Annotated in this window: 25 protein-coding genes and 1 pseudogene; 7 read left to right on the top strand and 19 right to left on the bottom strand. The window is 71.7% G+C overall.

What is annotated here, in order from left to right; translation table 11 throughout:
- Window positions 1–122: 122 nt before the first annotated feature.
- Window positions 123–251, bottom strand: a complete 129-nt coding sequence (locus ACX28W_RS18840) for a hypothetical protein (protein WP_459000139.1) — start codon at window positions 249–251, stop codon at window positions 123–125.
- A gap of 142 nt (window positions 252–393) precedes the next feature.
- Between ACX28W_RS18840 and ACX28W_RS18835 the strand changes: the two genes are divergently transcribed.
- Both ACX28W_RS18835 and ACX28W_RS18830 read left to right on the top strand, forming a co-directional pair.
- Complete coding sequence (locus tag ACX28W_RS18835; RefSeq protein WP_459000138.1) at window positions 394–927, top strand: GNAT family N-acetyltransferase; 534 nt, start codon at window positions 394–396, stop codon at window positions 925–927.
- Window positions 928–990: 63 nt separating this feature from the next.
- Complete coding sequence (locus ACX28W_RS18830; RefSeq protein ID WP_459000136.1) at window positions 991–1518, top strand: DinB family protein; 528 nt, start codon at window positions 991–993, stop codon at window positions 1516–1518.
- 38 nt (window positions 1519–1556) lie between these two features.
- Here ACX28W_RS18830 and ACX28W_RS18825 read toward each other — a convergent pair whose 3' ends face one another.
- Window positions 1557–2273: an aminoacyl-tRNA hydrolase gene (locus ACX28W_RS18825; RefSeq protein WP_459000135.1), complete on the bottom strand. Its 717-nt coding sequence runs from the start codon at window positions 2271–2273 to the stop codon at window positions 1557–1559.
- 116 nt (window positions 2274–2389) lie between these two features.
- Here ACX28W_RS18825 and ACX28W_RS18820 point away from each other — a divergent pair.
- Window positions 2390–2518: pseudogene (locus ACX28W_RS18820) on the top strand (ABC transporter ATP-binding protein); the annotation flags it as partial.
- 20 nt (window positions 2519–2538) lie between these two features.
- On the opposite strand, the gene ACX28W_RS18815 reads toward ACX28W_RS18820, so the two are convergent.
- The 9 genes from ACX28W_RS18815 to zapE all read right to left on the bottom strand — a co-directional run bounded on the left by ACX28W_RS18815 (window position 2539) and on the right by zapE (window position 9722).
- The gene (locus tag ACX28W_RS18815; protein WP_459000134.1) at window positions 2539–2754 is read right to left on the bottom strand and encodes a hypothetical protein; all 216 of its coding nucleotides are present in this window, start codon (window positions 2752–2754) and stop codon (window positions 2539–2541) included.
- A gap of 31 nt (window positions 2755–2785) precedes the next feature.
- Entirely contained in the window at window positions 2786–3652 is an 867-nt protein-coding gene (locus ACX28W_RS18810; protein WP_459000132.1) for a polysaccharide deacetylase family protein, read from the bottom strand.
- Between the two features lie 74 nt (window positions 3653–3726).
- Complete coding sequence (locus ACX28W_RS18805) at window positions 3727–4641, bottom strand: PPK2 family polyphosphate kinase (protein WP_459000131.1); 915 nt, start codon at window positions 4639–4641, stop codon at window positions 3727–3729.
- Window positions 4642–4705: 64 nt separating this feature from the next.
- A complete protein-coding gene (locus ACX28W_RS18800; RefSeq protein ID WP_459000130.1) occupies window positions 4706–4942 on the bottom strand; it encodes a hypothetical protein in 237 nt (78 codons plus the stop codon).
- 70 nt (window positions 4943–5012) lie between these two features.
- A complete protein-coding gene (locus ACX28W_RS18795) occupies window positions 5013–5900 on the bottom strand; it encodes a slipin family protein (protein ID WP_459000128.1) in 888 nt (295 codons plus the stop codon).
- A gap of 105 nt (window positions 5901–6005) precedes the next feature.
- The gene (locus ACX28W_RS18790) at window positions 6006–7460 is read right to left on the bottom strand and encodes a SulP family inorganic anion transporter (protein WP_459000127.1); all 1455 of its coding nucleotides are present in this window, start codon (window positions 7458–7460) and stop codon (window positions 6006–6008) included.
- Window positions 7461–7477: 17 nt separating this feature from the next.
- Window positions 7478–8056 (bottom strand): carbonic anhydrase, encoded by a 579-nt coding sequence (locus ACX28W_RS18785; RefSeq protein WP_459000126.1) that lies wholly within the window; start codon window positions 8054–8056, stop codon window positions 7478–7480.
- Window positions 8057–8127: 71 nt separating this feature from the next.
- Window positions 8128–8478 (bottom strand): hypothetical protein, encoded by a 351-nt coding sequence (locus tag ACX28W_RS18780; RefSeq protein ID WP_459000124.1) that lies wholly within the window; start codon window positions 8476–8478, stop codon window positions 8128–8130.
- 143 nt (window positions 8479–8621) lie between these two features.
- A complete protein-coding gene (gene zapE, locus ACX28W_RS18775; RefSeq protein WP_459000123.1) occupies window positions 8622–9722 on the bottom strand; it encodes a cell division protein ZapE in 1101 nt (366 codons plus the stop codon).
- A 37-nt stretch (window positions 9723–9759) separates the two neighbouring features.
- Between zapE and ACX28W_RS18770 the strand changes: the two genes are divergently transcribed.
- From ACX28W_RS18770 to msrB, 4 genes are all read left to right on the top strand, one after another.
- Window positions 9760–10563: a pyrimidine reductase family protein gene (locus ACX28W_RS18770; RefSeq protein WP_459000121.1), complete on the top strand. Its 804-nt coding sequence runs from the start codon at window positions 9760–9762 to the stop codon at window positions 10561–10563.
- A 166-nt stretch (window positions 10564–10729) separates the two neighbouring features.
- On the top strand, window positions 10730–11203 hold the full coding sequence (locus ACX28W_RS18765; RefSeq protein WP_459000120.1) for an indole-3-glycerol phosphate synthase: 474 nt from the start codon (window positions 10730–10732) through the stop codon (window positions 11201–11203).
- 223 nt (window positions 11204–11426) lie between these two features.
- Entirely contained in the window at window positions 11427–12812 is a 1386-nt protein-coding gene (gene murC / locus ACX28W_RS18760; RefSeq protein WP_459000119.1) for a UDP-N-acetylmuramate--L-alanine ligase, read from the top strand.
- A gap of 28 nt (window positions 12813–12840) precedes the next feature.
- Window positions 12841–13248, top strand: coding sequence for a peptide-methionine (R)-S-oxide reductase MsrB (gene msrB / locus ACX28W_RS18755; protein ID WP_362086425.1), 408 nt, complete (start codon window positions 12841–12843; stop codon window positions 13246–13248).
- A gap of 93 nt (window positions 13249–13341) precedes the next feature.
- Here the strand turns inward: msrB and ACX28W_RS18750 are convergent, their stop codons facing one another.
- From ACX28W_RS18750 to ACX28W_RS18715, 8 genes are all read right to left on the bottom strand, one after another.
- Entirely contained in the window at window positions 13342–14364 is a 1023-nt protein-coding gene (locus ACX28W_RS18750) for a lysylphosphatidylglycerol synthase transmembrane domain-containing protein (protein ID WP_459000118.1), read from the bottom strand.
- A gap of 372 nt (window positions 14365–14736) precedes the next feature.
- Window positions 14737–15111 carry a CU044_2847 family protein gene (locus tag ACX28W_RS18745; RefSeq protein ID WP_459000117.1) on the bottom strand — a complete coding sequence of 125 codons (375 nt, stop codon included), beginning with the start codon at window positions 15109–15111 and terminating at the stop codon, window positions 14737–14739.
- 52 nt (window positions 15112–15163) lie between these two features.
- Window positions 15164–16819, bottom strand: a complete 1656-nt coding sequence (locus tag ACX28W_RS18740; RefSeq protein WP_459000116.1) for a vWA domain-containing protein — start codon at window positions 16817–16819, stop codon at window positions 15164–15166.
- The gene (locus tag ACX28W_RS18735; protein WP_459000115.1) at window positions 16816–18057 is read right to left on the bottom strand and encodes a hypothetical protein; all 1242 of its coding nucleotides are present in this window, start codon (window positions 18055–18057) and stop codon (window positions 16816–16818) included. Before ACX28W_RS18735 ends, ACX28W_RS18740 begins: the two co-directional genes overlap by 4 nt.
- Window positions 18054–19544, bottom strand: coding sequence for a hypothetical protein (locus ACX28W_RS18730; protein WP_459000114.1), 1491 nt, complete (start codon window positions 19542–19544; stop codon window positions 18054–18056). Before ACX28W_RS18730 ends, ACX28W_RS18735 begins: the two co-directional genes overlap by 4 nt.
- Window positions 19541–20908: a hypothetical protein gene (locus ACX28W_RS18725; RefSeq protein WP_459000113.1), complete on the bottom strand. Its 1368-nt coding sequence runs from the start codon at window positions 20906–20908 to the stop codon at window positions 19541–19543. Before ACX28W_RS18725 ends, ACX28W_RS18730 begins: the two co-directional genes overlap by 4 nt.
- A complete protein-coding gene (locus ACX28W_RS18720) occupies window positions 20898–23051 on the bottom strand; it encodes a hypothetical protein (RefSeq protein ID WP_459000112.1) in 2154 nt (717 codons plus the stop codon). Before ACX28W_RS18720 ends, ACX28W_RS18725 begins: the two co-directional genes overlap by 11 nt.
- Window positions 23048–24166 carry a hypothetical protein gene (locus ACX28W_RS18715; protein ID WP_459000111.1) on the bottom strand — a complete coding sequence of 373 codons (1119 nt, stop codon included), beginning with the start codon at window positions 24164–24166 and terminating at the stop codon, window positions 23048–23050. The genes ACX28W_RS18720 and ACX28W_RS18715 overlap by 4 nt, the downstream gene beginning before the upstream one ends.
- Window positions 24167–24168: the final 2 nt, after the last annotated feature.

Raw genomic sequence — 24168 nt, 5'->3', positions numbered from 1 at the left:
AAACCTGTACTTGGCCAGCGACTGAAGGTACGGAAGGGACGGCCGGGATGTTCAAACGGGACCGCCGGTTGTTTCAAACCCGTCGGCTCGACCACTCAAACCCGACGGCACGGCCATTCACCTCACACCCGTCGGCTCGACAGTGGCCACCGCTCCGGCGTGCGGCCCGGCAGCCGTAGCGCCTCGTCCACGTGGTCCGGCAGCTCGAGCCCGCCCCCGAGCGTGGCGGCGACGTCCCACGCGTGCACCACGTAGTCGATGACGACCGCCGTGGCGACGTGAATTCCGAAGGCGACGGACTGGGTGCGGCCGTGTCACACGCGCGGCCGAAGTGACACGTCGTCTCCGCCCGGCCGTCGGTCCTATGGTCACCCATCAGGCAGGATGGGCGTCATGACCGAGATCCGCACCCCCCGCCTCCTCCTTCGCCGCTGGCACGACGACGACCTCGCCCCTATGGCGGACATCAATGCGGACCCCCAGGTCATGCACTGGATCGACGACGGCTCGGTCCGCGACGTGGACCAGACGGCGGAGGACATCGAACGATGGGAGGAGGAATGGGACGAGGAGGGCTTCGGCCTCTTCGCCGTCGAACTGCTGGCCTCCGGCGAACTGGCCGGCTTCGCGGGCCTGTCCGTGCCCGAGTTCCTGCCGGAGGTACTGCCCGCCGTGGCGATCAGCTGGCGCCTCGGCTCACAGTTCTGGGGCCAGGGATACGCGTCCGAAGCCGCCCATGCCACGCTGGAGTTCGCACTCCAGGACCGTGGCCTCGACCGCGTCATCAGCATCAACCGAGTGGGCAACGACGCCTCCGAGAACGTCATCCGCAAGCTCGGCATGAAGTCGGAACGCGAGGCCGAGCACCCGGTGTACGGCTTTCCGCTGCACGTTCACGCCATCGACCTCACCGAGTTCCATGCGTGAACAGAACAGGTCGACGGGTCATCGAGGACACCGACTGACCTAAATGCCCCCTACGGTCGGCCCATGACCACTTCGCCGGACGATCCAGCCCCATTTCTTCGAGGCGAGCGCGGTGAACTGCTGCGGGCACTCGCGGAGCAGCGGGAGTTGCTGCTGATCACCGTCCGCGGCATCACCGACGCTCAGGCCGCACAGCGCACGACCGTGAGCGCGCTGACCCTGGGCGGGATCGTCAATCACCTCGCCCGCGGCGAGCAGGTGTGGATGCAGATCATGGTCAAGGGGGACGGAGAGCTGCCGGAAGGCATGCTCGACATGGAGCAATACAGCATGGCCGACGACGAAACGCTCACGGGACTGCTGAACCAGTACGAGGCGGCGGCGCGGACGACCGAAGAGGCCGTGGCTGTACTTCCGGACCTGGACCGGAGCGTGCCCCTCCCCAGGACTCCATGGTCCCCGCCGGAGACCGTCCACTGGTCCGCGCGCCGGATCCTCCTGCACCTGATCAGGGAGACAGCCCAGCATGCCGGGCACGCGGACATCATCCGGGAGGCGCTCGACGGAGCGAGCACCACCGCTCAACGGTGATCGCGCCAGGGGGTTGAGCCCTCCGACCCGTACGCCCCTCAGCGCAGCGCCGGATGGTCCGCGACCACCGTGCACGACCCCGGTGCGACCTCCGTGAAGCCCGCGTCGCGGACCAACGGCAGGCCGCTCGTGGTGAGTTCACGCCAGTGGGCCGGGGCCGCGGTGCGGACGGCCAGCGGGAAACCGGCGTCGCGCCAGGCTGCCCGCTCCTCGTCCGACAGCTCCCACCAGGCCAGTTGGGCGCCGTGCCCCGCCTGGGCCATCGTCTTGCCGGCCGACATGTGGACGTCGGGGTTGAGCCACAGCACCGGCGCCGTCGGATCGGCGTCCAACGGCGGCTCCGGGTCGTCGAGGTCCGTGCCGGAGACCTGGAGCCGGGCGAGGTCCTTCGGCCAGCCGTCCAGCGGGACCGGCGGGAAGGCGCGCACCTCGGCGGACTTCCCGGTCACCGTGATCCCGGGCAGCGCCTCGGCCCGCCGCCACTCGGCGCCGCGCGCCCGTCGGACGACCTTGCGGATCCGGGCGTCCTGCCAGTCCCGCATCGCCTGCGCCCACTCGCCGTCCGCCAGGGACCGCTCGTCGCTGAGGATCGTCAACACGGCGCGGGCCGCGGTCTCCAGCGCGTCCGTACGCGCCGGGGGATCGGCCTTCTCGATCCGCGCGACCAGGGGCAGCACGAACTGCGGTGCCTCGTCGCGCGAGGTGCGCTCGGAACGGAAGGGGCTGTCGTCGGCCGGGGTCGGGTCGCTGCTCACGCCCTCCAGTGTGCCAGGCGGAAGATCGGTTTCTTCGGCGGCGGAGAATCGGTTCTTGAGCGGCGGAAGATCCATTTTTCGGCGAGCGCCGGTGCACCCGCGCGAGGATGATTCCCATGCTCCCCGTCAACAGTGCCCTACGACTGGGGGGCGTCGGCCGCCGCTACGGGCTCCGCGGCCCCTGGGGCCTGCGCGGCGTCGACCTCGACGTGACCCCCGGCACACTGATCCGCGTCGAGGGCGCCGCGCGCTCACCGCACGCCGGTCAGCCTGAACACGCGGTCCGTTGTGCCTCCTGCCACTCGCAGACGGGGCACAGCGTGATCCCCTTGTGCGACTCCGGGTACTCCGTCGGCTTCCGGCACAGCACGCACTCCGCGAACGGCGGCCCGTCCGCGGTGGGGGTGGCCGGGGCCGTGGGGGTGTCGCAGTAGCCGTCGGAGCTGGCGGAGCTGTCGGAGGTGCCGTGGGTGTCGCTCATGCTCCCAGCGTAGGCCGGGTCGGACGGCTGCCTACGGGTGCTCGCCCCTCGCCCCCGCCCCGATCAGCTCGGACACCTTCACAAAGCGGAAACCTTGCTTCCGTAGCTCGGGCACGATCGTGCGCAGGGCCCGCTCGGTCGCCGGAGCCGCACTGCGCGTGCAGTGCATGACGACGACGGACCCGGGCCGTACGCCGTTCAGCACCTGCTGGGCCACAGCGTCCGCGTCCGTGGCGAAGGCGTCCCCACTGACCACGTCCCATTGCACGGCGGTCACCCCGGCCGCGCTCAGTGTCCGCAGGGCCCGCTGGTCGTAGCACCCGCCCGGGAAACGGAAGTACGGCATCGCACGGGGCACCCCCGCCCTCCTGAAGGCGGCGTACGCCCGCTCCACGTCCGCTCGCATCTCGTCCTCGGGCACGGTCGGCAGCCCGTAGCAGTCCTCGGTGAAGGCGTAATGGCTGTACGAGTGGTTGGCGACCTCGAAGAGCGGGTCCTGCCCGATCGACCTGGCCTCCTGCGGGTACTCGTCGGCCCACCGCCCCGTCATGAACACCGTCGCCGGCACCTTGAACGCACGCAGCGTGGCGATGAGCCGCGGATTGTCGAAGTGCTCTCCGCCCGCCGCCCGCGCCCCCTGATCCGCGGTCATGTCCGCGTCGAAGGTCAGCGCCACGGTCTTGTCCCGCGTCCGCGAGCCGTTCTCGAACACGGGGGTCAGGCCGGCCGGACCCGGGGCCAGCGTGGGCGGTAGGGAGGGCGCGGCGCGGGTGGGGACGGGAACGGGGTTTCCCTGGTGGGCGGCAGGCGGGGTGCCGGGGGTACCGCAGGCGGCGAGTGCCGCGCCGAGGGCGCCCAGCGCGCATGTGGCGGCAAATCGGCGTACTGAAATGATCACCGGATGAAGATATCCGGGTAAGTGTGATTATTTGCCTATTGTGGAGGCGTGCCGGACAGGGTGCGCCCCGGAAGTCACCCGCGCGGAGCCCACCCTTCCGCCAGCAGTCGCTTGCGGCTCTCCTCCACATCGAAGTCCGCCTTCGGATACTGCGGGTCCAAGGCCTCGAGGTGCTCGAGAAGCAGCCGGGTGATCGCCCAGTTCCGGTACCACTTACGGTCGGCGGGGATCAGGAACCACGGCGCGTCCGGCGTGGAGCAGCGCTCGAGAGCGATTTGGTACGCCTTCTGGTACGCGGGCCACAGCGCGCGTTCGTCAATGTCGCCGGCGTTGAACTTCCCGTGCTTGTCCGGGTTGTCGAGCCGTGCCGGCAGACGGCGCCCCTGCTGCTCGTAGGAGATGTGCAGGAAGCACTTCACGACGGTGACGCCGTCGTCGGCGAGGGACTTCTCGAAGCGGTTGATCTCGCCGTAGCGGCGGGAGATCTCCTTGTGCGGGGTCAGTTCGCGGACGCGGGCGATCAGAACGTCCTCGTAGTGCGAGCGGTCGAAGATGCCGATCTCGCCGGGCTCGGGAAGGGCCCGCTTGATCCGCCAGAGGAAGGAGTGCTTGCGCTCCTCGGGGGTCGGGGCCTTGAAGGCCCTGATGCGGCAGCCGGATGGGTTGAACAGCCCGACGACATGCTCGACCGTGCCGCCCTTGCCGCTGGTGTCCATGCCCTGGAGCACCAGGAGGACGCGGCGGCGGTCGCCCGCCGTGCTCGCGGCCCACAGGCGTTCTTGCAGGTCGGTGAGTCGTTCACCCATGCGGGCGATGGAGGCCAGGCCGGCGGTCTTGTCGCGCGGACCGGCGGGGGTGGCCGCGGCGTCGTACGAGGAGAGGTCGACGGCCTCGCCGCCAGGGACGCACAGCAGCTCCCGGAGCCGGGCGGCCGCCTCGCCCTTGCCCTTCTCACGGGCACTGACCTGTTTGCCGTCCTTCTTGGCCACCGTGCACCCCTTCCGGCCGTGTCCCTCGATGGTGCGCCGGGTTCCGGGGGCCCGCTACTCGCGCTCAGGCCTCTTCGACGGTGACCAGAACGGCAGGTTTCGGACGGCTGTTGGGGTCGATGTTCACGATCAGGCGCAGACCGTAGTGTTCGGGCAGCGCCAGTTCGGCCGCCTCTGCCTGCCGCTCCAGCGGTACGGTGCTGTCGGGGCAGGCCCGTGCGTCCGACTCGGGGAACTCCGGCCAGAACGCGTACAACACCCCGCCCGCGGCCGGCGCGAGGACCGTTCCCAGCACGGTCACCGAACGCCACCGATGTCTCAACCACCCGTGGTTTTCCAGCAGTTCGTCCACGGCGCGGAAATCTAGCCGATCAGGTGGGGTCCTCGGGTGGTGGGAGCGTCGACGGCTCGGGTGGTGGGGGCGTCGACGGCTCGGGCGGTGGAGGTGCCGGCGGCTCGACCGATTGAGGTGCGGGCGGCTCGACCGGTGGCCCCTGCGGGGCCTGCGCCCGCTCCAGGAACCGCAGCAGCTCCACCGGGAACGGCAGCACAAGCGTCGAGTTCTTCTCCGCCGCGACCGCCACCACCGTCTGCAGCAACCTCAGTTGGAGCGCGGCGGGCTGATCGGACATCACCCCGGCGGCCTCGGCCAGCTTCTTCGACGCCTGGAGCTCCGCGTCGGCGTTGATGATGCGGGCCCGCCGCTCACGGTCGGCCTCCGCCTGCCGGGCCATCGACCGTTTCATCGTCTCCGGCAAGGACACGTCCTTGATCTCGACACGGTCGATCTGCACACCCCAGCCCATGGCCGGGCTGTCGATCATCAGCTCCAGGCCCTGGTTGAGCTTTTCGCGGTTGGAGAGCAGATCGTCGAGGTCGCTCTTGCCGATGATCGAGCGCAGTGAGGTCTGCGCCATCTGCGAGACCGCGAAACGGTAGTCCTCGACCTGGATGACCGCGTCGGCCGCGTCCACCACTTTGAAGTAGATGACCGCGTCGACCCGGACCGTGACGTTGTCCCTGGTGATGCCGTCCTGTGCGGGCACGGGCATCGTGACGATCTGCATGTTGACCTTGCGCAGGTGGTCCACGCCCGGGACGATCATGGTGAACCCGGGGGTCCGCACGCCACCCCGTAGCCGGCCGAGCCGCAGGACCACGCCCCGCTCGTACTGCTTGACCACCCGGGCCGCAGCCACGAGGTACACGAATCCTGCGGAACCGACCGCTACACCCGCGACCAGGAGCTCCTCGAGCATGACGACCCCCTTCCGAGCCGCCCATTATGTCTAATATGTCTACTTTACGTCGTAGGGCTGGGCCCGCCGTGAGGCGAGCCCAGCCCCGTCCGACCCCACCCGGGATCACGACACCGGCGTGACCTTCACCGGCTCGATTCCGGTGGCGCTGTGCCGCGCCGACCAGTTCTCCAGTGCGCTGCGGCAGGCGTGGTCGAGGTGGTGCAGGCCGGAGAGGTCCAGCTCGACCGGGCGGTCCTGCGGCAGCGCCTCCAGGCTGTCGAGGATCTTCGGCAGCCGCAGGAACGTCGCGTTGCCCGACAGATACGCCTGGACGGGCCCTGCTCCCTTGTCTATGACCTCGAGCCGGACGTGCGAGGCCTCCCAGGCCGTCTTGGCGACAGCCAGGGCGAGCCCGATCAGGACCCCCTCGAACATGCTGACCGCGACGATGGACAGCGCGGTGACGATGAGGATCAGCGCCTCGCCCCGGTGCTCGCGCCACAGCGAGGCGATCTCGCGCAGCGGGATCAGCTTCCAGCCCGCGTGCACCAGGATGCCCGCCAGGGCGGGTAGCGGTATGACACCGAGTGCCGCGGGCAGCAGCGTCGCGAACAGCAGCAGCCAGACGCCGTGCAGCACGCGGGACGCCTTCGTCCGCGCGCCGGCCTGGACGTTCGCCGCGCTGCGTACGATCACCGCGGTCATCGGCAGCGCGCCGAGCAGCCCGCAGACGGTGTTGCCCGCGCCCTGCGCCATCAGCTCCTTGTCGTACTCGGTCCGCGGCCCGTCGTGCAGCCGGTCCACGGCCGCCGCGCTGAACAGCGACTCGGCGGACGCGATCAGCGTGAAGGCGAGGACCGTGCCGAGCACGCCGACGCTCGCGAGCTCACCGAACGCGTCGAGGGAAGGCAACTGGATCGAGCCGACCAGCCCCTGCACCTCGACCTTGGCCACCGGTAGACCGAACGCCGCCGAGGCGAGGGTGGCCAGCGCGACCGCGCCGAGCGCCCCCGGCACCGTACGCACCCGGCGCGGCAGCCGCCGCCACAGCACGAGCACGGCGATCGTGCCCGCGCCGAGCCCGGCCGAGGCCAGCGCCTCCGTGCTGCGGGCCGCGTCGGCGAGCGCCTCCGGCAGCCCGGCGAGCTTGTCGAGCCCGGAGGCCGGTGCCGTCAGGCCCGCCATGGAGTAGAGCTGGCCCGCGATCAGCACGAGCCCGATTCCGGCCAGCATGCCCTCGACGACGGCCACCGAGATGGCCCGGAAGTAGCGCCCCAGCTTCAGGGCACCCATGAGGAGTTGGAGCACACCGCTGGCGAGCACGATGACACCGAGGGTGGCGAGGCCATACTCCCGCACCGCCTCGAAGACCAGCACGGTGAGCCCCGCGGCCGGTCCTGACACCTGAAGACTGCTGCCGCGCATCAGCCCGGTGACGAGACCGCCCACGATGCCGGTGACCAGGCCGAGTTCGGCCGGTGCACCGGAGGCGACGGCGACGCCCACGCACAGCGGCAGGGCGACCAGGAACACGACGATCGAGGCGGCGAAGTCCTGCCGCAGGTAGGGGAATTTCATCAGTTCCCTCGCGCGGCTCACAGCGCCTCGAAGATGTCGGTGTCCGCCCGGTGCGCGCTGACGGCACCGGTGTGGACCTCGTAGTACCAGCCGTGCAGGCGTAGCTGACCTGCTGTCAGGGCGCGTTGCACGCACGGGTACTCGCGGAGCCTGAGCAGTTGCGCGAGGACGTGGTTGCGGACCGCGTCGGCGACGGTGGGGTCGTCGTCCGGAGCGTCCGCCGGGGGCTTGGCCTGCGCGAGCCAGTCACGCACGGCGGGTACGGCCGTCAGGTCCTCGCCGCGCACCAGTGCGCCGACGGCGCCGCAGTGCGAGTGGCCGCAGACCACGATCTCGGACACGCCGAGTACATCCACCGCGTACTCCACGGTGGCCGCCTCGGAGGTCGGTCGTCCGGAGACGTACGGCGGGACGATGCTGCCCGCGGTGCGCAGCTCGAAGAGCTCGCCCGGGCGGGCGCCGGTGATCAGGGCCGGGACGACCCGGGAATCGGAGCAGGTGATGAACAGAACCTGCGGGGACTGGCCTTTGGCGAGCGAGGCGAAATCCTCGGGCCGTCGGCCGAAGGAGCGGGCATGGTCGATGAGAGGCTGCATGTCAGTTCCTCCTGGCGCGCCATGGGGGGCGCGTCGGCTTACAAGACGGAGCGTGGGGGGACGCGCTCCGCTCAGCAGCGGAAGACCTGAAGTGCCTCGGGGGAGTGGACGGTCGAGGATCTCGACGATCTCGACGCGCCGGGGTGGTGCGCGGCGCTACGGGAAGGCAGCGGGTTCGCGGCCGCGGGGTCGCTCTCGACCATGACGCGTGCCAGTGTTTCGGGGACGAGGTCCTCGTCGCCGGCCCGCTGACGGGCGCCCAACGGCGGTGCCGTCTTCTGCGGATGCTCGGCGTCGCCACAGGAGACGACGTCACCCTTGTGCGCGGACGCGAACGACTCGGTGGGGGCGAACAGCTGCAGGCTGATCAGGACGGCGGCGAGTACCAGATACAGGGTCCGGGCCGTCGTGCCTCGTAACATGCGCTCCCTCCCGCCGTCTCGTCTCCGACGTCAACAAATACGCTAACTACGCTAACCCGGAGAGTTGTTTGCAGGGTTAACGCGACGTTTCACTCTGAAGAGACGCTTGAGCGGGAGGGGAAGTGCCGAGATCTCGTCGTGATCTACGCCTCAACGAGCCCCTTGGCGTCCCGCGCGAGGGCGGTCAGCCGGGATATGGCGCGGAAGTACTTCTTGCGGTAGCCGCCGTTCAGCATCTCCTCGCTGAACAGTTTGTCGAAGGGCATTCCGGAGGCGAGGACGGGCACTTCGCGGTCGTACAGCCGGTCGGCGAGGACGACGAGCCGCAGCGCCGTCGACTGGTCCGGAACGGGCCGGACGTCGGTGAGGCAGACGGCCCTGAGGTCGTCGGTCAGGGCGCCGTACCGGCTGGGGTGCACGCGCGCGAGGTGGTCGAGCAGGTGCGGGAAGTCGTCGAGGGACGCCCCGGCGGTGGCGTACGCGGCCTTCGTGACCTGCTCGTCGGTGAAGGGCGCCGGGGCCTCGGGCAGCCCGCGGTGACGGTAGTCCTCGCCGTCGATGCGCAGTGGCCGGAAGCGCGCGGACAGGCCCTGGATCTCGCGCAGGAAGTCGGCGGCCGCGAACCGGCCCTCGCCGAGCTTGCCCGGCAGCGTGTTCGAGGTGGCGGCGAGCGCGACGCCCGCGTCCACCAGCTTGCCGAGCAGGGTGGAGACGAGGACCGTGTCGCCCGGGTCGTCGAGTTCGAACTCGTCGATGCACAGGAGTCGGTGGCCGGAGAGCGTGCGCACGGTCTGCTGGAAGCCGAGCGCGCCGACCAGGTTCGTCAGCTCCACGAAGGTGCCGAAGGCCTTGAGTGAGGGCTCGGCCGGAGTCGCGTGCCACAGGGACGCGAGCAGGTGGGTCTTGCCGACGCCGTAGCCGCCGTCGAGGTAGACGCCGCGGGGGCCCGCGGGGGCCTTCGCCGGGGCCTTTCCGAAGCTGAACAGCTTCCGCTTGCCGGTGCCGAGGGCGTGCGCTCCGCCGAGACCGGCCGCGAAGCCGGCCAGGACGCGTACGGCCTCGGTCTGGCTGGGCTGGTTCGGGTCCGGAATGTACGTTTCGAAGCGCACCGAGTCGAAGCGCGGTGGCGGCACCATCTCGGCGACGAGCCGGTCCGCGGGGACGTGCGGCTCGCGGGCGCACAGGGACAGGGGGGCTGCTTCGGCTATCGGTTCGATCCCGGAAGCGGCGGTGGAGGACGACACGGTTCCTCACTCTACGGGCCGTGCCACACTGCACGACATGCGACGCCTGTTCCCTGTGACCTACGAAACAGCAGCCCAGGCCTCCGCCGGGGCCCCCGGAACGGCCGGTGTGGAGGCGGCGGACCGCGAATGGGAGCTCCTGGAGCTGGCGGAGGCATACGCCTACCCCGATGTCCGTGAGCCCTGGCTGCGCGCCAACATGGTCTCCACGCTCGACGGGGCCGCCCAGCACGACGGGAAGTCCCAGGGCATCTCCAGCGCCGCCGACATGCGGATCTTCGGCGTGCTGAGGGGGCTCGCGGACGTCGTGGTGGTCGGCGCGGAAACGGTACGTCAGGAGGGTTACCGCCCGGCACGCGCGCGTGCGGACTTCGCGGCACTGAGGGAGGCGTCCGGTCAGGGCCCCGCACCGGCGATCGCCGTCGTCACGGCCAGTGTGGACCTGGACTTCTCTCTTCCCCTCTTCGCCTCGCCGCTGGTGCCCACGCTGGTCCTGACGGGGGCCGCGGCGGCACCGGACCGGGTGGCGGCGGCCGAGAAGGCGGGCGCCGAGGTGGTGGTCGCCGGGGACGGCATGGGCGTGGACCCGGCCCGGGCCGTACGCGCCCTCGCCGACCGCGGCATGACCAGGCTGCTGACCGAGGGTGGCCCGCGACTGCTGGGCCAGATGGTCGCGGCGGGGGTTCTCGACGAACTCTGCCTGACCCTCTCCCCGAGGCTCACCGCGGGCGACGCGCAGCGGATCACCTCAGGGCCCTCGGTGGCGGTCCCGAAGCAGTTCGAACTGACGTCCCTGTTGGAGGAGGCCGGGTTCCTGTTCGCCCGCTACCGTCGGCCCTGACAAGCCGGTCTTTCCTGGTAACCGGGCAGGTCCCGACAAGTCGGCAAATGTCCCGTTCCACTTATCTTCCGCAGGGCACACTGATTTCGCAGCCCCCGTGCGGTCACGGGGCAGGATGGTTTCCGCAGGGGCCCAGGGAGGCCCACGGAGGAGAAGGGCGCCTGTCGTGTTCACAAGCGTATTGATGATCGAGAAGGCCCTGACGTCCGCCGACGTGGAGTTCGTCACCACCTTGCACGGTGACGAGGCGGTGGCCTTCCATGTGCTGCTCCAGCCGCGGGGCGACCAGGCGGACCGACTGCTGCGGGCCATCGACGACGTCGCGCTCGGCGAGCTCGACGAGGCGGCCCACGAGCGCGAGGTCCCGGAGGGCGATGAGGCCGTCAGCCAGGGACAGCAGGCCCTCGAGGTGTCCCTGGTGGCCCTGCGCTCGGCCGGCAGCGAGGCGGCGGGACGGCTCATCGAGGACCACCCGCTGGACGCGCTGAAGGCCCTGGTCGAAGAGATCGACGCCGACGAGGTCATCGTGCTGACCGACCCCCACTACGTAGAGGAGTTCTTCCACCGCGACTGGGCCTCGCGGGCCCGGCACAAGGTGGGGGTGCCGGTGCTGAAGCTGTTCTCGCACAGCAAGGCGTAGCCGCTGGGCTGGGCTGGGCCGGGTCGGGGGCGCCGTTCAGGTTGCGGTGGGCTTGCTGCCGCGGGTCGTGTGTGGCTGCTCGCGCCCACGCGGCGGAGCCGCATGCTGGACACAGCCCCGCGTCCCTGTCGGAGCGCTGCGCGCTCACGACAAGGATTAGGCTGGGCCCGCGCTGCGTCGTAGGCGCGCTCAGCCTCGTATCGGATCTTGGGGAGAAACACGCATGGCACCCGGCCTTCCTACCGCCATGGACCGACCGCACTTCATCGGGATCGGCGGAGCCGGCATGTCGGGGATCGCGAAGATCCTGGCGCAGCGCGGGGCGAAGGTGGCGGGCAGTGACGCGAAGGAGTCCGCGACCGCCGAGGCCCTGCGCGCGCTGGGCGCGACCGTGCACATCGGCCACGCGGCGGACCACCTGGCGTCCGACGCCACCTGTGTGGTCGTCTCGTCGGCGATCCGCGCCGACAACCCGGAGCTGGCCCGCGCGGCCGAACTCGGCATCCCGGTGGTCCACCGCTCGGACGCCCTCGCCCGCCTGATGGACGGCCTGCGCCCGATCGCGGTCGCGGGCACCCACGGCAAGACGACGACGACGTCGATGCTCGCGGTGTCCCTGTCGTCCCTCGGTGTGTCCCCGTCGTACGCGATCGGCGGCGACCTGGACGCCCCCGGCTCGAACGCCCTGCACGGCGAGGGCGAGATCTTCGTCGCCGAGGCCGACGAATCGGACCGCAGCTTCCACAAGTACGCGCCCGAGGTGGCGATCGTCCTGAACGTGGAGCTGGACCACCACGCCAACTACGCGTCCATGGACGCGATCTACGAGTCCTTCGAGACGTTCGCGGGCAAGATCGTGCCGGGCGGCACGCTGGTGATCTCCGCGGACCACGAGGGCGCGCGCGAACTGACCCGACGCCTGCCGGACTCCGTCCGCGTGGTGACGTACGGCGAATCGGCGGACGCGGACGTCCGCGTCCTGTCCGTCACCGCCCAGGGCCTGAAGAGCGAGGTGACGGTGGAGCTGGACGGCTCGGAGCTGACCTTCGCGGTCTCCGTCCCCGGCCGCCACTACGCGCACAACGCGGTCGCGGCGCTCGCGGCGGGCGTGGCGCTGGGCATCCCGGCGTCCGATCTGGCTCCCGCGCTGGCCTCCTACACCGGGGTGAAGCGCCGCCTCCAGCTGAAGGGCGAGGAGGCGGGCGTCCAGGTCGTCGACTCGTACGCGCACCACCCGACGGAGATGACAGCGGACCTGGAGGCGATGCGCGCGGGTGCCTCGGGCCGCATCCTGGTCGTCTTCCAGCCCCACCTGTTCTCCCGCACCCAGGAGCTGGCCAAGGAGATGGGCCAGTCCCTGTCCCTCGCGGACGCCTCCGTGGTCCTCGACATCTACCCGGCCCGCGAGGACCCGATCCCGGGCATCACCAGCGAGCTGATCATCGAGGCGGCGCGGGCGGCGGGCGCGGACGTGACGCCGGTGCACGACAAGGCGGCGGTGCCCGACGTCGTCGCGGGAATGGCGAAGCCCGGTGATCTGGTTCTCACCATGGGCGCGGGTGACGTGACGGATCTCGGCCCCGAGATCCTGACCCGCCTGTCGAAGTAGCCGTAGCTTTTGTGAGGGGTTGAGCTTCATGTCGTACGACATCGAAAAGCCGGACGAGCAGTGGCGCGCGGAGCTGACCCCGGCCGAGTACGCCGTCCTGCGCCAGGCGGGCACGGAGCCGGCGTTCCGCGGCGAGTACACCGACACCAAGACGCAGGGCGTGTACTCCTGCCGGGCCTGTGGCGCCGAACTCTTCACCTCCGGCGAGAAGTTCGAGTCGCACTGCGGCTGGCCGTCCTTCTTCGACCCGAAGGATTCCGACGCGGTCGAGCTGATCGAGGACCGGTCGCACGGGATGCTGCGGACGGAGGTGCGGTGTGCTCGGTGCGGGTCGCATCTTGGGCATGTGTTCGAGGGGGAGGGGTATCCCACTCCCACTGATCAGCGGTACTGCATCAACAGCATCTCGCTGCGGCTGACGCCGGACGAGGGCTGAGGAGATTCTGCTTCACCTGGGCACGTCACCTTTCGTCAGCAAGGGCTTCGGTGAGGCCGTGAGCCCGCACACGCGGGACCGCGGGCCCTCGGCTCACAGCACCTTGCGGTGGACGAGGGCCGAGAGGACGAGCGTGCCCGGCAGGAGGGGTACCCAGACCGTCAGGACGCGGTAGCCGACGATGGTCGTCGTGGCCAGGTCCATCGGGGCGCCGAAGGCGACCATGGTGAACACCAGCGCCGCGTCCACCGGACCGATGCCGCCCGGCGCGGGCACGGCTCCGACGGCGGTGCTGGCGAGGAGGAGCGCGAGGACCACCTGCGCCCAGGACAGCGGCAGTCCGAGCGAGAACCCGACCGAGGCGATCACGCTTCCCTGGAGCAGTGGGGTGGCGGCCGCTCCACCCCAGAGGGGGAGGACACGGCTGGGCCGGGTGTGCAGGAGCCGCGCTTCGGTCAGGGCGGTGCGTACGAATCCGAGTGCCGGGCGGCGCAGTGGACGTACGACCGTCAGGAGCAGGCAGGCGATGACGGGGCCGAGCACCAGGGCACCGGCGGCCAGGAGCAACGTCAAGTCGTCCGGGACGAGTTCGCCGAGCCGCAACACGTCGGGGAAGGCCACGAGGAACGCGATGAGCACCACCGTCTTCGCCAGTGGCTTGACCAGCGAGTACAAGGCGAGCGAGGCGGTGGCCCGGGCCAGAGATATGCCGCGGCCCTGAAGGAAACGCAGGGTGACTGCATGGGCGCCGATGCTCGCGGGAAGCACATGGTTCGCGGCGCCGGCGGCGAACTGCGACGCGAGCAGCAGCCCGGGCGGCAGCCGTTCCGGTACGGCTCCTTGCCGGACGCATGCGGCGGCTGTCCAGCCGAGGCAGGTGAAGAAGATTCCGGCCAGCAGCCACCAGGGGTCGGCGCCGGCCAGCCGGACGGCGCCGTCGCGCACCGTGCGCCAGTCGACCACCGCCCACGCCCCGATCAGCAGGAGCGGGAGCAGGGTCACCGTCAGGCGGGTGAGGCGGGCGGCGGTGGAGGGGGAGCGGACGGGTGAGGGGGTAGGTGAGGGGGAGGGGGAGGGGAGCGTGGTGGGGAGTTCGTCGAGCGGGAGCAAGGACACGGCGCACGTCGTCCTTCCGCGTCGCGCCCTGGGTGGGGGCCGACGGATAAACAGCGACGTAGGGGGACGGCCGAAATCTTCCCGTCCGGTGTGACGCCACGGTGTCCGGGAGGGGAAGGGGTGCCAGCGGGTGGGCGACGTAGCCGGGGGAGGCGTCCGACCTGGACGATCTCCTGATGCTGTGGAAACGCAGGGGCCGAATGTTTCGCGGATGCGGCAACCTTCGCGCGGCCGGGGGCGACAGAGGGGAAACGCACCTCCCGGACGGGAGCGATCACCTACTCGTGAGCCACTCCGGTCGGCGTGCGTGACGTGGGCCTTCACCGTTCGTGGCGGTGAAGGCCCACGTTCTTCGTGACGGACCTGCCCGCGTCAGGTGGAGGCCGTGTTTCGGGGGGTGTCCGGTTTGCGCCAGGTCATGGTCACCTTGAGGTCCGCGCCGGTGTCCGCCGACACCAGGAAGCCCATCAACTGACCCGTCTTGGCGCGTACGTTCATTCCGAACTCCACGGTGGCCTCGTCGGGTCCGGCGGCGCGTACGGCGGCGAGTGTCGCGCGGGCCACTCCGCGAAGGGAGTCCATGGCCTCCTCGAAACTCCCTGGCACGCTCGCGATGTCCGTCGCCCCACCGCCCGAGACCGCCCGCACCTCCACCCGGCCACCGCCGGCCAGGTCCACCTCCACCGTGCGCACGACGGCTTGGCTCTGCCGGTCCGTGTCCGTCGCGTATTCGTTCTCGTAAGGCATCGTTCGACTGTCCCTTCTCGGGCGGGTGCCGCGTCCTTGTGGTCCGCGGTGTTCAGGGGCGTTTGCGGCGCGGCCGCAGCCAGCCACCGCGGACGAGGCGGAGGCCTTCGAAACCGGGCAATGCGGCGCGGGACCCGTAGCGCCGCAGCGGCAGCGCGTGCTGGGGCTTGACCTGGGTGCCCGCGGTGGACCTGCCCAGTGGCCACAACACCACCCGCAGCGGCCCTTCCCGTGACCATGCCCGGTGCGGTTTCCAGCGCACGGTCAGGGTGAGTTCCCGGTCCGTGGAGACGCGCCGGCGCACGGTCTGCCGCGGCAGCCAGACCAGCACCTGCGCCGGGCGCGTGCCGTCCGGCTCGGTGACCACCCACAGCCTGGCGGGGAAACCCCCGAGCCGGATCAGCAGGAGCAGGACCAGGAGCGCGAGCGCGGCCACCTCGGACCACCACAGGGTGGACGCCGGGACGGAGAGACCTACGCTCCCGGTGCCGGTCCCTGGGGCGAAACGGTGGTCGGGAACGGAGGCCCGGGACATGACCGCGCTGTAGCGGCTGGCCAGGGTGTAACGGAGGGTCACCGTGCCGGTCCGACTGGGCGGACCCGCCGCGTACCACGGCCGGGGCGTTTCGTTCCAGCGCACGCGCAGGGTGGTGGTGGCATCGGCGCCGGGCGCGAGATCGACGGGTTTTTCCAGCGTGCCCGCCACGTTCGGGGACAGTCCGTCCACGTGCGCGGTGATGTCCTGGACGCGCAGGGGCAGATGCCCGGTGCGGGACGAGAAGGTGACGGGTACGTCGGCGGAGTCCGTGCCGGTGAGACGCGGCCGGCCCAGGCGTACGCGCACCGCGTCGCCGGTGCGGACACGAGCCGCGTCCGGGGCGAGCAACGCTTCCAGACCGCGGTCGGCGAACTCGTCCGGCAGCGCGCGCAGCGACTGCGCCGCGCGGGCGGGGGCCACCTGGCTGGTCTCGGACCGGCCGAACAAGCACTGCGCGATCGTGTAGCTGCTGGTGGCCCGGCAGCCCGGGCCGACCCTGAAGGCCTCCGCCCGGTCGCCTCCACCCCAGTCGAGGACCACCCCGCGCACCAGTTGGTTCAGGGAGGAGGGCTGCTGGCGGGCGCGCAGTTGGGCGATACGGTCGACGAGCCGCTGCCACCCGGCGGGGGAGGCGGTGTCAGGGGTCTGGCCGGCGTCGGTGATCAGTACGAGGGCGGCCGGGCGGACCTCCGTACTGCGTTCGAGGACGCGCAATCCCTGGTCCACACCCGTGCTGATGTCGGTGGAGCCGTATTCGTCGGGCAGGAGTCGCACGAGGGCGTCCGGAGCGTCCACCGCTTCCAGCGGCGCGACGATCCCGGCCGGATCGGGGGCCGCGCGGAAGGAGACCAGGGCCGCCCGGTCCCGGGGGCCGAGGCCGTCGAGGAGGGACTGCAACGCGCGGGTCACCTGCTCCCGATGGGCCCGCATGGATCCGGAGCTGTCGATGACGACCACGTAGTCCGCACCCGAGTCCAGGCCCAGTTCACCGAGCGCGGTGGCCCGGTCCGTCTGGGGGAGTGGCGCCGCGTCGTCTGTGCGGGCGAGTGCCGGGCGCGAGGCATCCGGAGTGGAAGGGCTGGAAGGGCTGTGGGCGGGTGCGAAGCCGAGGGTCCCCGGCAGCAGCAGGAGGAGCGCCGCGCCCGAACGGAGCCAGTGGGTGACTTTCATGTGCTTGCCTCGCCTGGGTCGGGGGCGCGGTCCGCCGTGCCGGATGTATCCGTACGCGGCTCCGGGACCGGCGGTGCGGTGGTGTCCGGCTGGACGGTGTCACCCAGGCGCAGGAAAACGGTGTGCTCCTGTCGTGCCGCGTGGTGACTGCGCAGCGCGACGTCAATGGCCGCCAGGGACTGCCGTAGGCGGTGGAGACCGGCTTCGACGTGGCTGATGTCCGGTTCGGTGCTGTAGGCGGCCAGGGCGCTGGTGAGCTCCAGGTCGGCTTCGAAGTGCAGATGCAGTGCCTTGCGGCCGGTCTCGGAGCGCTGCTCGGCCGCCTGGTGGCGAGCTGCCGTGTCCTCCAGACGGGCCGCCAGTTCGTCGACGCGGTACTCCGCGTCCCGCAGGGCGGCGTACTGCGCGGCCAGTCGGGTCTGGAGCGCTTGGGCTCGGGCGAAAACCTCGGCGACGCCCGGGGTGAGGACGTCCAGCAGCTCGCCGGCCTCCTCGGACCAGTCCTGGGCGGCCTGCCGCAGGCTCTCCAACGCGGCAACCGAATCGTCCGCGGGGGTGTTTTCGATGAGGAGTGACTGTTCGGCTGCGTTGGGGTGCACGGTCTCGCTCGATCGGTCGGCCGCCTCCGTGCTCCCCGCAGCCGCCTCCCCCTCCCCCTCCGCTTCCCCCTCCGCTTCCCCCTCCGCTTCCCTCTCCCTCTCCTCGTCATGGCGCTCGGTGGACAGCGCCTCGATGATCGGTTCGGACAGGCGTGCGGAGCGTTCGCGCAGCTCGCGCTGTGCCGCCCGTGCCTCGGTCTCCGCCTGCCGCAGTCGCTCGACCGTCCTGCGCAGCCCCGGCAGTTGGGCGGCCAGCAGGGCCCGCCGGTCGAACTCGGCCTTCTCCTCCGACAGCCGCCGGTGCTCCGCCTCCTGAACAGTCAGCTCCGCTTCCTGTTCCTGCCAGGTGGCCTGCACAGCGCGGAGGGCGTCGAGACCGTCGCCGACGGCCTCGACGCGTCGCGTCCGTTCGGCGAAGCGCTTGCGCAACTCGGCGTCGAAGTCCGCGACATCCAGCAGGGCGCGGATGCGTGCGGCGCAGGAGGAGAGACCGCCCAGCGGCGCCTCGAGCCGCACCAGCGTCCGGAAGATGTCGGCCTGCCGGCCGTCGGCGGCCGCGAGCGACTGTTCGAGGCCGCGGAACGCGGCGTCCGTGGCCCGCAGCGCGGCCACGACTTCCTCTTCTTCTTCCTTGTTCACCGGCCCTCCCCGGTGGGACGAGTCCCGTCGTCGGCGAACGCCGCGGGCGCGGCGTCCGCGACCGCGACGGTGATGGCGGCATCCGTACGGCCGGCCCCGGCGAAGACCAGCAGGGGCCGCGCGGCGGCGTCCACACTGGTCCCGATGCGGTAGCGGCCCGCGGGCACGGGAATCCGCGAGGCCTCGACGGCGAGCGGCGCGAAGCCGTCGGCGCCCGGCGGCCGTATCCACAGCGACAGCGAGGCGGGACCGCCCCAGTCGCATACGGCGTCGGCGCCCGTGCAGGGATCGCGGAGGAACTCGGCGGCGGGCGAGGCGGGCACGGGCAGCGGGGCGAGCCATTCCTCCACCCGGTCACCGGCCGCTCGGTGGACGACGACGGCGAGCCGCACCGGCGTCCCGGCGGGCTGCCGGGGGATATCGGGCGCAGGCTGCTGCCGAAGGGCCTCGGGAGACGGCGCCGAGCGCGCCGCTACGAGGGCGGCCCCTTGGGCTGCGGCCAGCACCGGAAGGGGCGCGGTGCGGACCGGTGCGTCGGCCGGGAGGCCGAGGCCCCGGGCGAGAGCGTGCCGCAAGGGCGCGAACACCGAGCCACCCCCCAGTACCAGCAGACCGGCCTCGCGGACGGCCGGATCCGACTGCCGCAACCGGGCGGCGAGTTCGCCCAGCGGCTGCGCCAGCTCGTTCAGGACATCCAGAACCTGCCCGCAGGTGAGGTGGTGGTTGTCGGGATGGAGCACGCTGCGGTACACCTCGATGTGCTGCCACAGGGGTTTGATCTCGTCGTCGGGTCCATCGCCCGCGGCCCGCTTCGCCCGCTCGTCGCGGGCCTGTTCCACCGCCAGCTCCGATCGCTCGGCCTCGTCCGGGTGCAGCCGGCTGATCAACTCCTGGGCGAGCCGGAGCCGGTCCGCACGGGGAGGAGAGGCACTCGGCAGACCGATACCGGCGAGCTCCCAGTGCGGATCGGGGGCCGCCCCGGACGGTTCGGTGGCGGTCCAGGCAAGAGCCCGGGGAACGGCACCGGCCGTGTCGCACAGGACCAACTCACTGTGGCCCGCCCCGAGATCCGCGACCACCACCCTGGAGTACCCGGACGGCAGTACCGCCCGCACCGCGGGCACGGTGAGCGCGGCGAGCGGCGCGGAGACCAGCTCCGTACGCTGTGCGCCGCAGGCCGACAGGACGGCGCGCAGGTTTCGGACCTCCTCCGTCTCCGGCCGGCCGTCCGGGCTTGGCCCGAGCCGACTGTGCGGTACGGCCGCGACCACCCGGTGGGCCGCCCCTGTCCGGGGCCTGAGCAGCGTCGGCAGGGCCGCGTCGTCCAGGACGCCCCGGCCGGGGCCGCCCGGCACCACCGGGGCGGGGTGCTGCCAGGGCGTGAACGTGCCGTTCGCCTCCGCCCTGACGACCCGCAGCAGACCGGCGCCGATGTCCACGCCGTACGCGGTGCCGTGCGCCTCGGTGCCGGACGCGTCGTTCGTCATGTCTCCGTACCTCCGTCCTCGGGAAGGGGCGCCCGGTCCACCGGGCGTGTCGACCGGGGCAGGCCCAGTGCGTGGCGGGTGAGCATGCGCTCGGCGGTTCGCCGCTCGATCTCGCCCAACTCCCGCTCCATGTCCTCGATGAGTGGCGGGAGCACGGTCGACGCCTCGGCGCGGAAGGCCGCGGCGAGTACGTCGAGGAGCGGCCCCGGCAGCGGGGCCGCGGGACCCGGGTGATGCGGCGCACCGGTACCGACGCGGGTCAGCAGACGCAGTACGGCTTCCAGACGGACCCCCGCGCTCAGCGGCGCCACCTCCCGCACGCGCACGGGTGCGGCGTCCGCGGGCAGCGCGCGTACGGCCTTCTCCAGCTGCCCGTCGAGCCGGTCGTCGATGCCGGCCAGGCACAGCAGCGGGGGCACGGCCTCCCAGAGGCCACCCGGACGGTCCGCGAAGTGGTCCTTGACGACGTCCACCAGCGCCTCGGCGGTGGCCCGGCCGTCGGTGTGCGCGGCGTGGCCGCCGTCGCCCAGGAGCGCGTCCACCTCCTCCCGTACCGTGTCCGGCCGACGGCCGAGAGCGGCGAGGAGACGGATGTAGGGGCGCTCCCGCCACTGCCGCAGCACCTGCTCGAGGAGCGCTCGGGCCGCAGGGGCGGTATGCGGATTCCCGGGGTCGATCGGCTCCCGGAACTCACGGAGCCCCCGGGTCAGGAAGTCCACTCGTTCGAGGCGCTCCGTCTCGGTGGCTGCCTCCTCGAGGTGCCTGACCAGCGCGGAGAGGTACGAGCCCGCCACCGTGTCGTCCGGCTCCGCGCCGGGAGCGTACGCGTCCGGCGTGAAGTAGGCGCCGCGCAGGGGTTCGTCAGAGGTGGTGGCAGCCAGCCGGGCCCGTACGCCCCAGGGCAGCAGCGAGGTCACCGTGTCCAGCTCGCGCAGCCGGGCGGCGGGTTCGGGAAAGGGCGCGCCCGGAATGCCGGGCGGCCGGGGGGTGAGCAGCGCCGCGGCCGCGGTCGCGTAGCGGTGGGGGCGGTCGGCCACGCTCCGTACCGCGGCCCGTTGCCGCTCCAGCCGTTCGTGCTCCGTGCCGCACGGGGCGCACAGATCCTCGTACCCGGTGAACAGGGCGTCCGCACCGGGGAGGGAAGGCAGGGGGGAGACATGGCGTTCGCGCCCGCCCCACCGCACGCGGAGCAGGCCGCCCGCCACGGGGTGGATCTCGTAGTGCGGTTCGTCGTCGCGCAGATCCGAGGGGAGAGTCTCCTGTGCCTCCCGTGCCTCCCGTGCCTCCCGTGTCTCCCGTGTCTCCCGTGTCTCCTGTGCCTCCCGTGTCTCCCACGTGTCGGGCAGCTCGCGCTCACCACTCATCGACGGCCCGCCCCTCCACGGAGCCCGAGCGGCGGTGGAAGGCCCGCAGCCACCCCGTCAAGCAGCTCTTCCGCGCGGTGAGTTCCCGACCCCGCTCCAGGTCCTGGTGCTCGGCCGCGGCCAGCTCGCCCTCGATGTGCCGGAGCAACTCCGCCGTTCCCCGCGTCCGGTCGAGCGCGCCGTCCGGCCGGAGCGCCGCGGATTCCAGTCGGCGTATCCGAGCTTCCCGCTGTCCCACGTCCCGCAGGAGCAGGCGCAGTTCGTCGGCGGGACGGTCGGGAGAACCGGACACCAGGGCGTCCACCACCTCCTCGGGCGTGCAGCCCAGCTCCAGCGCGCTGCGCGCCGATGTCGCGGCGGGCTCGGCGGCGCGTTGCGTGGAGAGATGTTCCAGCACGAGCAGTTCCGCGGCGCGCGCGTCGGCGCGGGCGATCTCCGCGAGCCGGCGGCGCAGGGGAGCCAGCCGGCGCAGGGCCTCGTCCCTCCGGTCGGGCCGCCGCTCGCGTACGAACGCTTCTATCAGGCCGACGAATCCGGTGATCTGCTGGTAGGCCTCGAAGATGTCCTCCTCGCTCGGCGGGTGCCTGTCGTGCCCGTCGGGCCTGTCGCGCCTGTCGTGCAGGAGGGCGCGCGGCAGGCGGAGCCAGGGCACGGGCGCGTGATCGGGGACGGCGCGGCTCAAGGCGGTGAGTAGATCCAGCGTCGCCGGGGTGTCGGCGCCCCGCATCCGGGTCAGCAGGCGTGTGCGGCGTCCCAGGGCCTCGGCCAGGGCCGTGGCCGAGGCGGTGTCGTAGCGAGTGCGGTTCAGTACGGCGAGCAGGGCGCGCAGGGTCTCGGGGGCGTCGGCGTCGACCTTCCGCACGAGCAGGGCGAGCAGATCCCCGAGCAGGCCGGCTTCGTCGGCCCGCGCGCAGTACCACACGACGGTGTCGACCCCCTCGGAGCACGGCAGGACGGAGAGCAGTCCGGGCGCCAGGGTGCCGAGATTCCCCGGGCCGGGCGCCCAGGCCAGGGCGCGCAGATGCGTCGGCCCGGTGTCGCCCGCGCCGGGGCCGGTCAGCAGGCTCCGCCACCACAGGGCCGTCTCCTCCGGACCGAGGGGTGGTTTCTCCCGCCCCTTTGTCAGCAGGGCACGGGCCCGGTCGGCGGCCGCGGCGCCGGTCCGCAGGTCGGCCGTGATGTCCGCATGGGGATGCAGGGCGCGTTCGGCGGCTTCCAGCACCGCCTGTGGGTCCTCCAGCGAACGTGGCCTTGGCACGCCGAGCAGCGCGGTGAACAGCGCCGCCGGTGTCGTCGTCTGCCGTTGCCGCAGCAGCAGTTCGAGATAGCGGCGGCCGGCGGCCGGGGGCGGTGGCACAACCGGGCTCTCCCAGGGAAGCGCGAACGCTCCCTGCGGGGCGAGGTCGTCGAAGAACAGCCGGATGCCGTGCATACCGGAGGCCTGGGCGAAGGTCGCCGCCGCGACCATCGAGCGCGCTCCGTACGGCAGGAGCCCCCCGATCGCGTCCAGGCAACGCAGCCGGTCGGACACGGACACGTCCTGGGCACCGGTGATGACGACCCGTCCGGCCAGCACGGCCGCCGCGCCCGTCGCCAGCCACTCGAAGCCGCGCAGCGCCGCGCCCTGGACGGCGGCCGGGACGGCGGCGGGACGGAAGTCGAGCCGGACCAACTCGGCGTGGTCGTCGGGCATGGCCCAGGCCGCCCCGTCCATGGCCCGCGCCAGGTCCGTGTATCCCGCGACGCCGTCCACGGGCTCGTGCCCGTCGTGCAGATCGCTCAGCCGCACGTTGAAGAAGTGCATCCGCAGGCTGGTACGGCCGGTGCCGTCGCGGACGTCGGTGCGCTCGAAGCGGCTGCAGTTCAGCGTCGGGGCACCCTGCTTGGTCGTGGGGCCCGGCCAGTACACGTAGTACGGCGTGGGCGGGGGGCGCAGCGGGTCGACCGGGGTGCCGGGGAGGTGGTCGCGGACCTGACGGTCGTAGAAGGAGATCCGGTTCTGCAGCGCGCTCAGGACCTTGTAGTCCCGGCGGCTGCCCTCCTCCTTGCCCAGCACGGCCCACGCGGCCGAGGCACTGAGCACGGCGGACTCCCCCTCGGCCGCCTGGCCCGAGCCCGCCCTCGGATCGGCGTCGCCCGTCACGCCGGCGTCCCCCTCCGCGCGCCGTGCCCGGGTGGGATTCTGCGCATGGCCTGGACCAGGTCGACGAAGGGCTCCAGTACGTTGACGGGCTCGACGGGGCTTTGCGCGTAGGTGCCCGAGGTGGCCCCCAGGCCGGCTCCGGCTTTCTCATTGCGCAGGTCGCGCAGGTTGTAGCTGCCGTCGTCACGGCGGAAGAAGCCGAGTGAGGACGTGGCGTAGTAACGGACCCGGTCCTGGTGGAAGCGGGTGTGGAGGTCCTTGCGCACCAATTCGGTGCGGCGGTAGTAGGCGTGGTGCTCGCAGAGCCAGTCGAAGTACGCGCGCGCGTTCTTGCCGCTGATCTCCGGCGCCGACCGTGCGCGGCTGGTCCCCGGTGCCGGCTCCGCCAGGACGAAGCCGTTCTGGTAGGCCGGGTCGAAGACGACGGGGTGGTCGAACTTGGTGACGCACACGGCCACGTGTTGTTCCAGCCGCCGACCGGTCAGCTCGCCGGGACGGCGGGCCTCGATCGTGTCGAGCATGCGGCGGAAGAACACCGCGGACTGCTGGCCCTGGGAATCGGCGTCCGTCAACGGGTCATGGAGGTAGATGAAGGCGTCCGCGTCGGCCAACTGCCGTACCGCGGCCTCGCGGAACGCGTCGGCCTCCCTGTTCTCGAAGTCGAAGACGACGCCGGGAACGTCCTGAAGGTGGACCAGGACACGGATCTCCTCGTCCTCCTCCCGCCTGCCGCGCAGGAACTCCGGGACTCCGCGCGGGGGTTTGCGCGGGGCGGCGGGGTCACGGGACAGAATCCAGGCGGAGGGCTGCTCGAGCGCGAGCGTTTCGTTCGGGAGGGACCCCTTCAGCGACATGCCGGAGAAAACCGCCTCGTTGATCCGTCGGGCCTCCGCGTCGTAGGGGCTGACACGCCAGGGGGAGGCGGAGCGTTTGCGGTCGTCGGCGGCGAGCAGCGCCCACAGGAACGTGGTCTTGCCGGAACCCGACGGTCCCCACAGGGCCACGCGCACGCCGTCGTCATTGGGCCAGCGCGGGGCCTTGGCAGGGGAGACGTCAGGCCCGCCGGGCGCATCGGGATCGAGATCGTCGGCGGAGCGCGGCTGGTCCGTTGCCATGA

The sequence above is a fragment of the Streptomyces sp. SD15 genome (assembly GCF_054462255.1).
The sequence above is the reverse complement of the archived record's forward strand: the minus strand, read 5'-3'. Positions and strand labels throughout refer to the sequence as shown.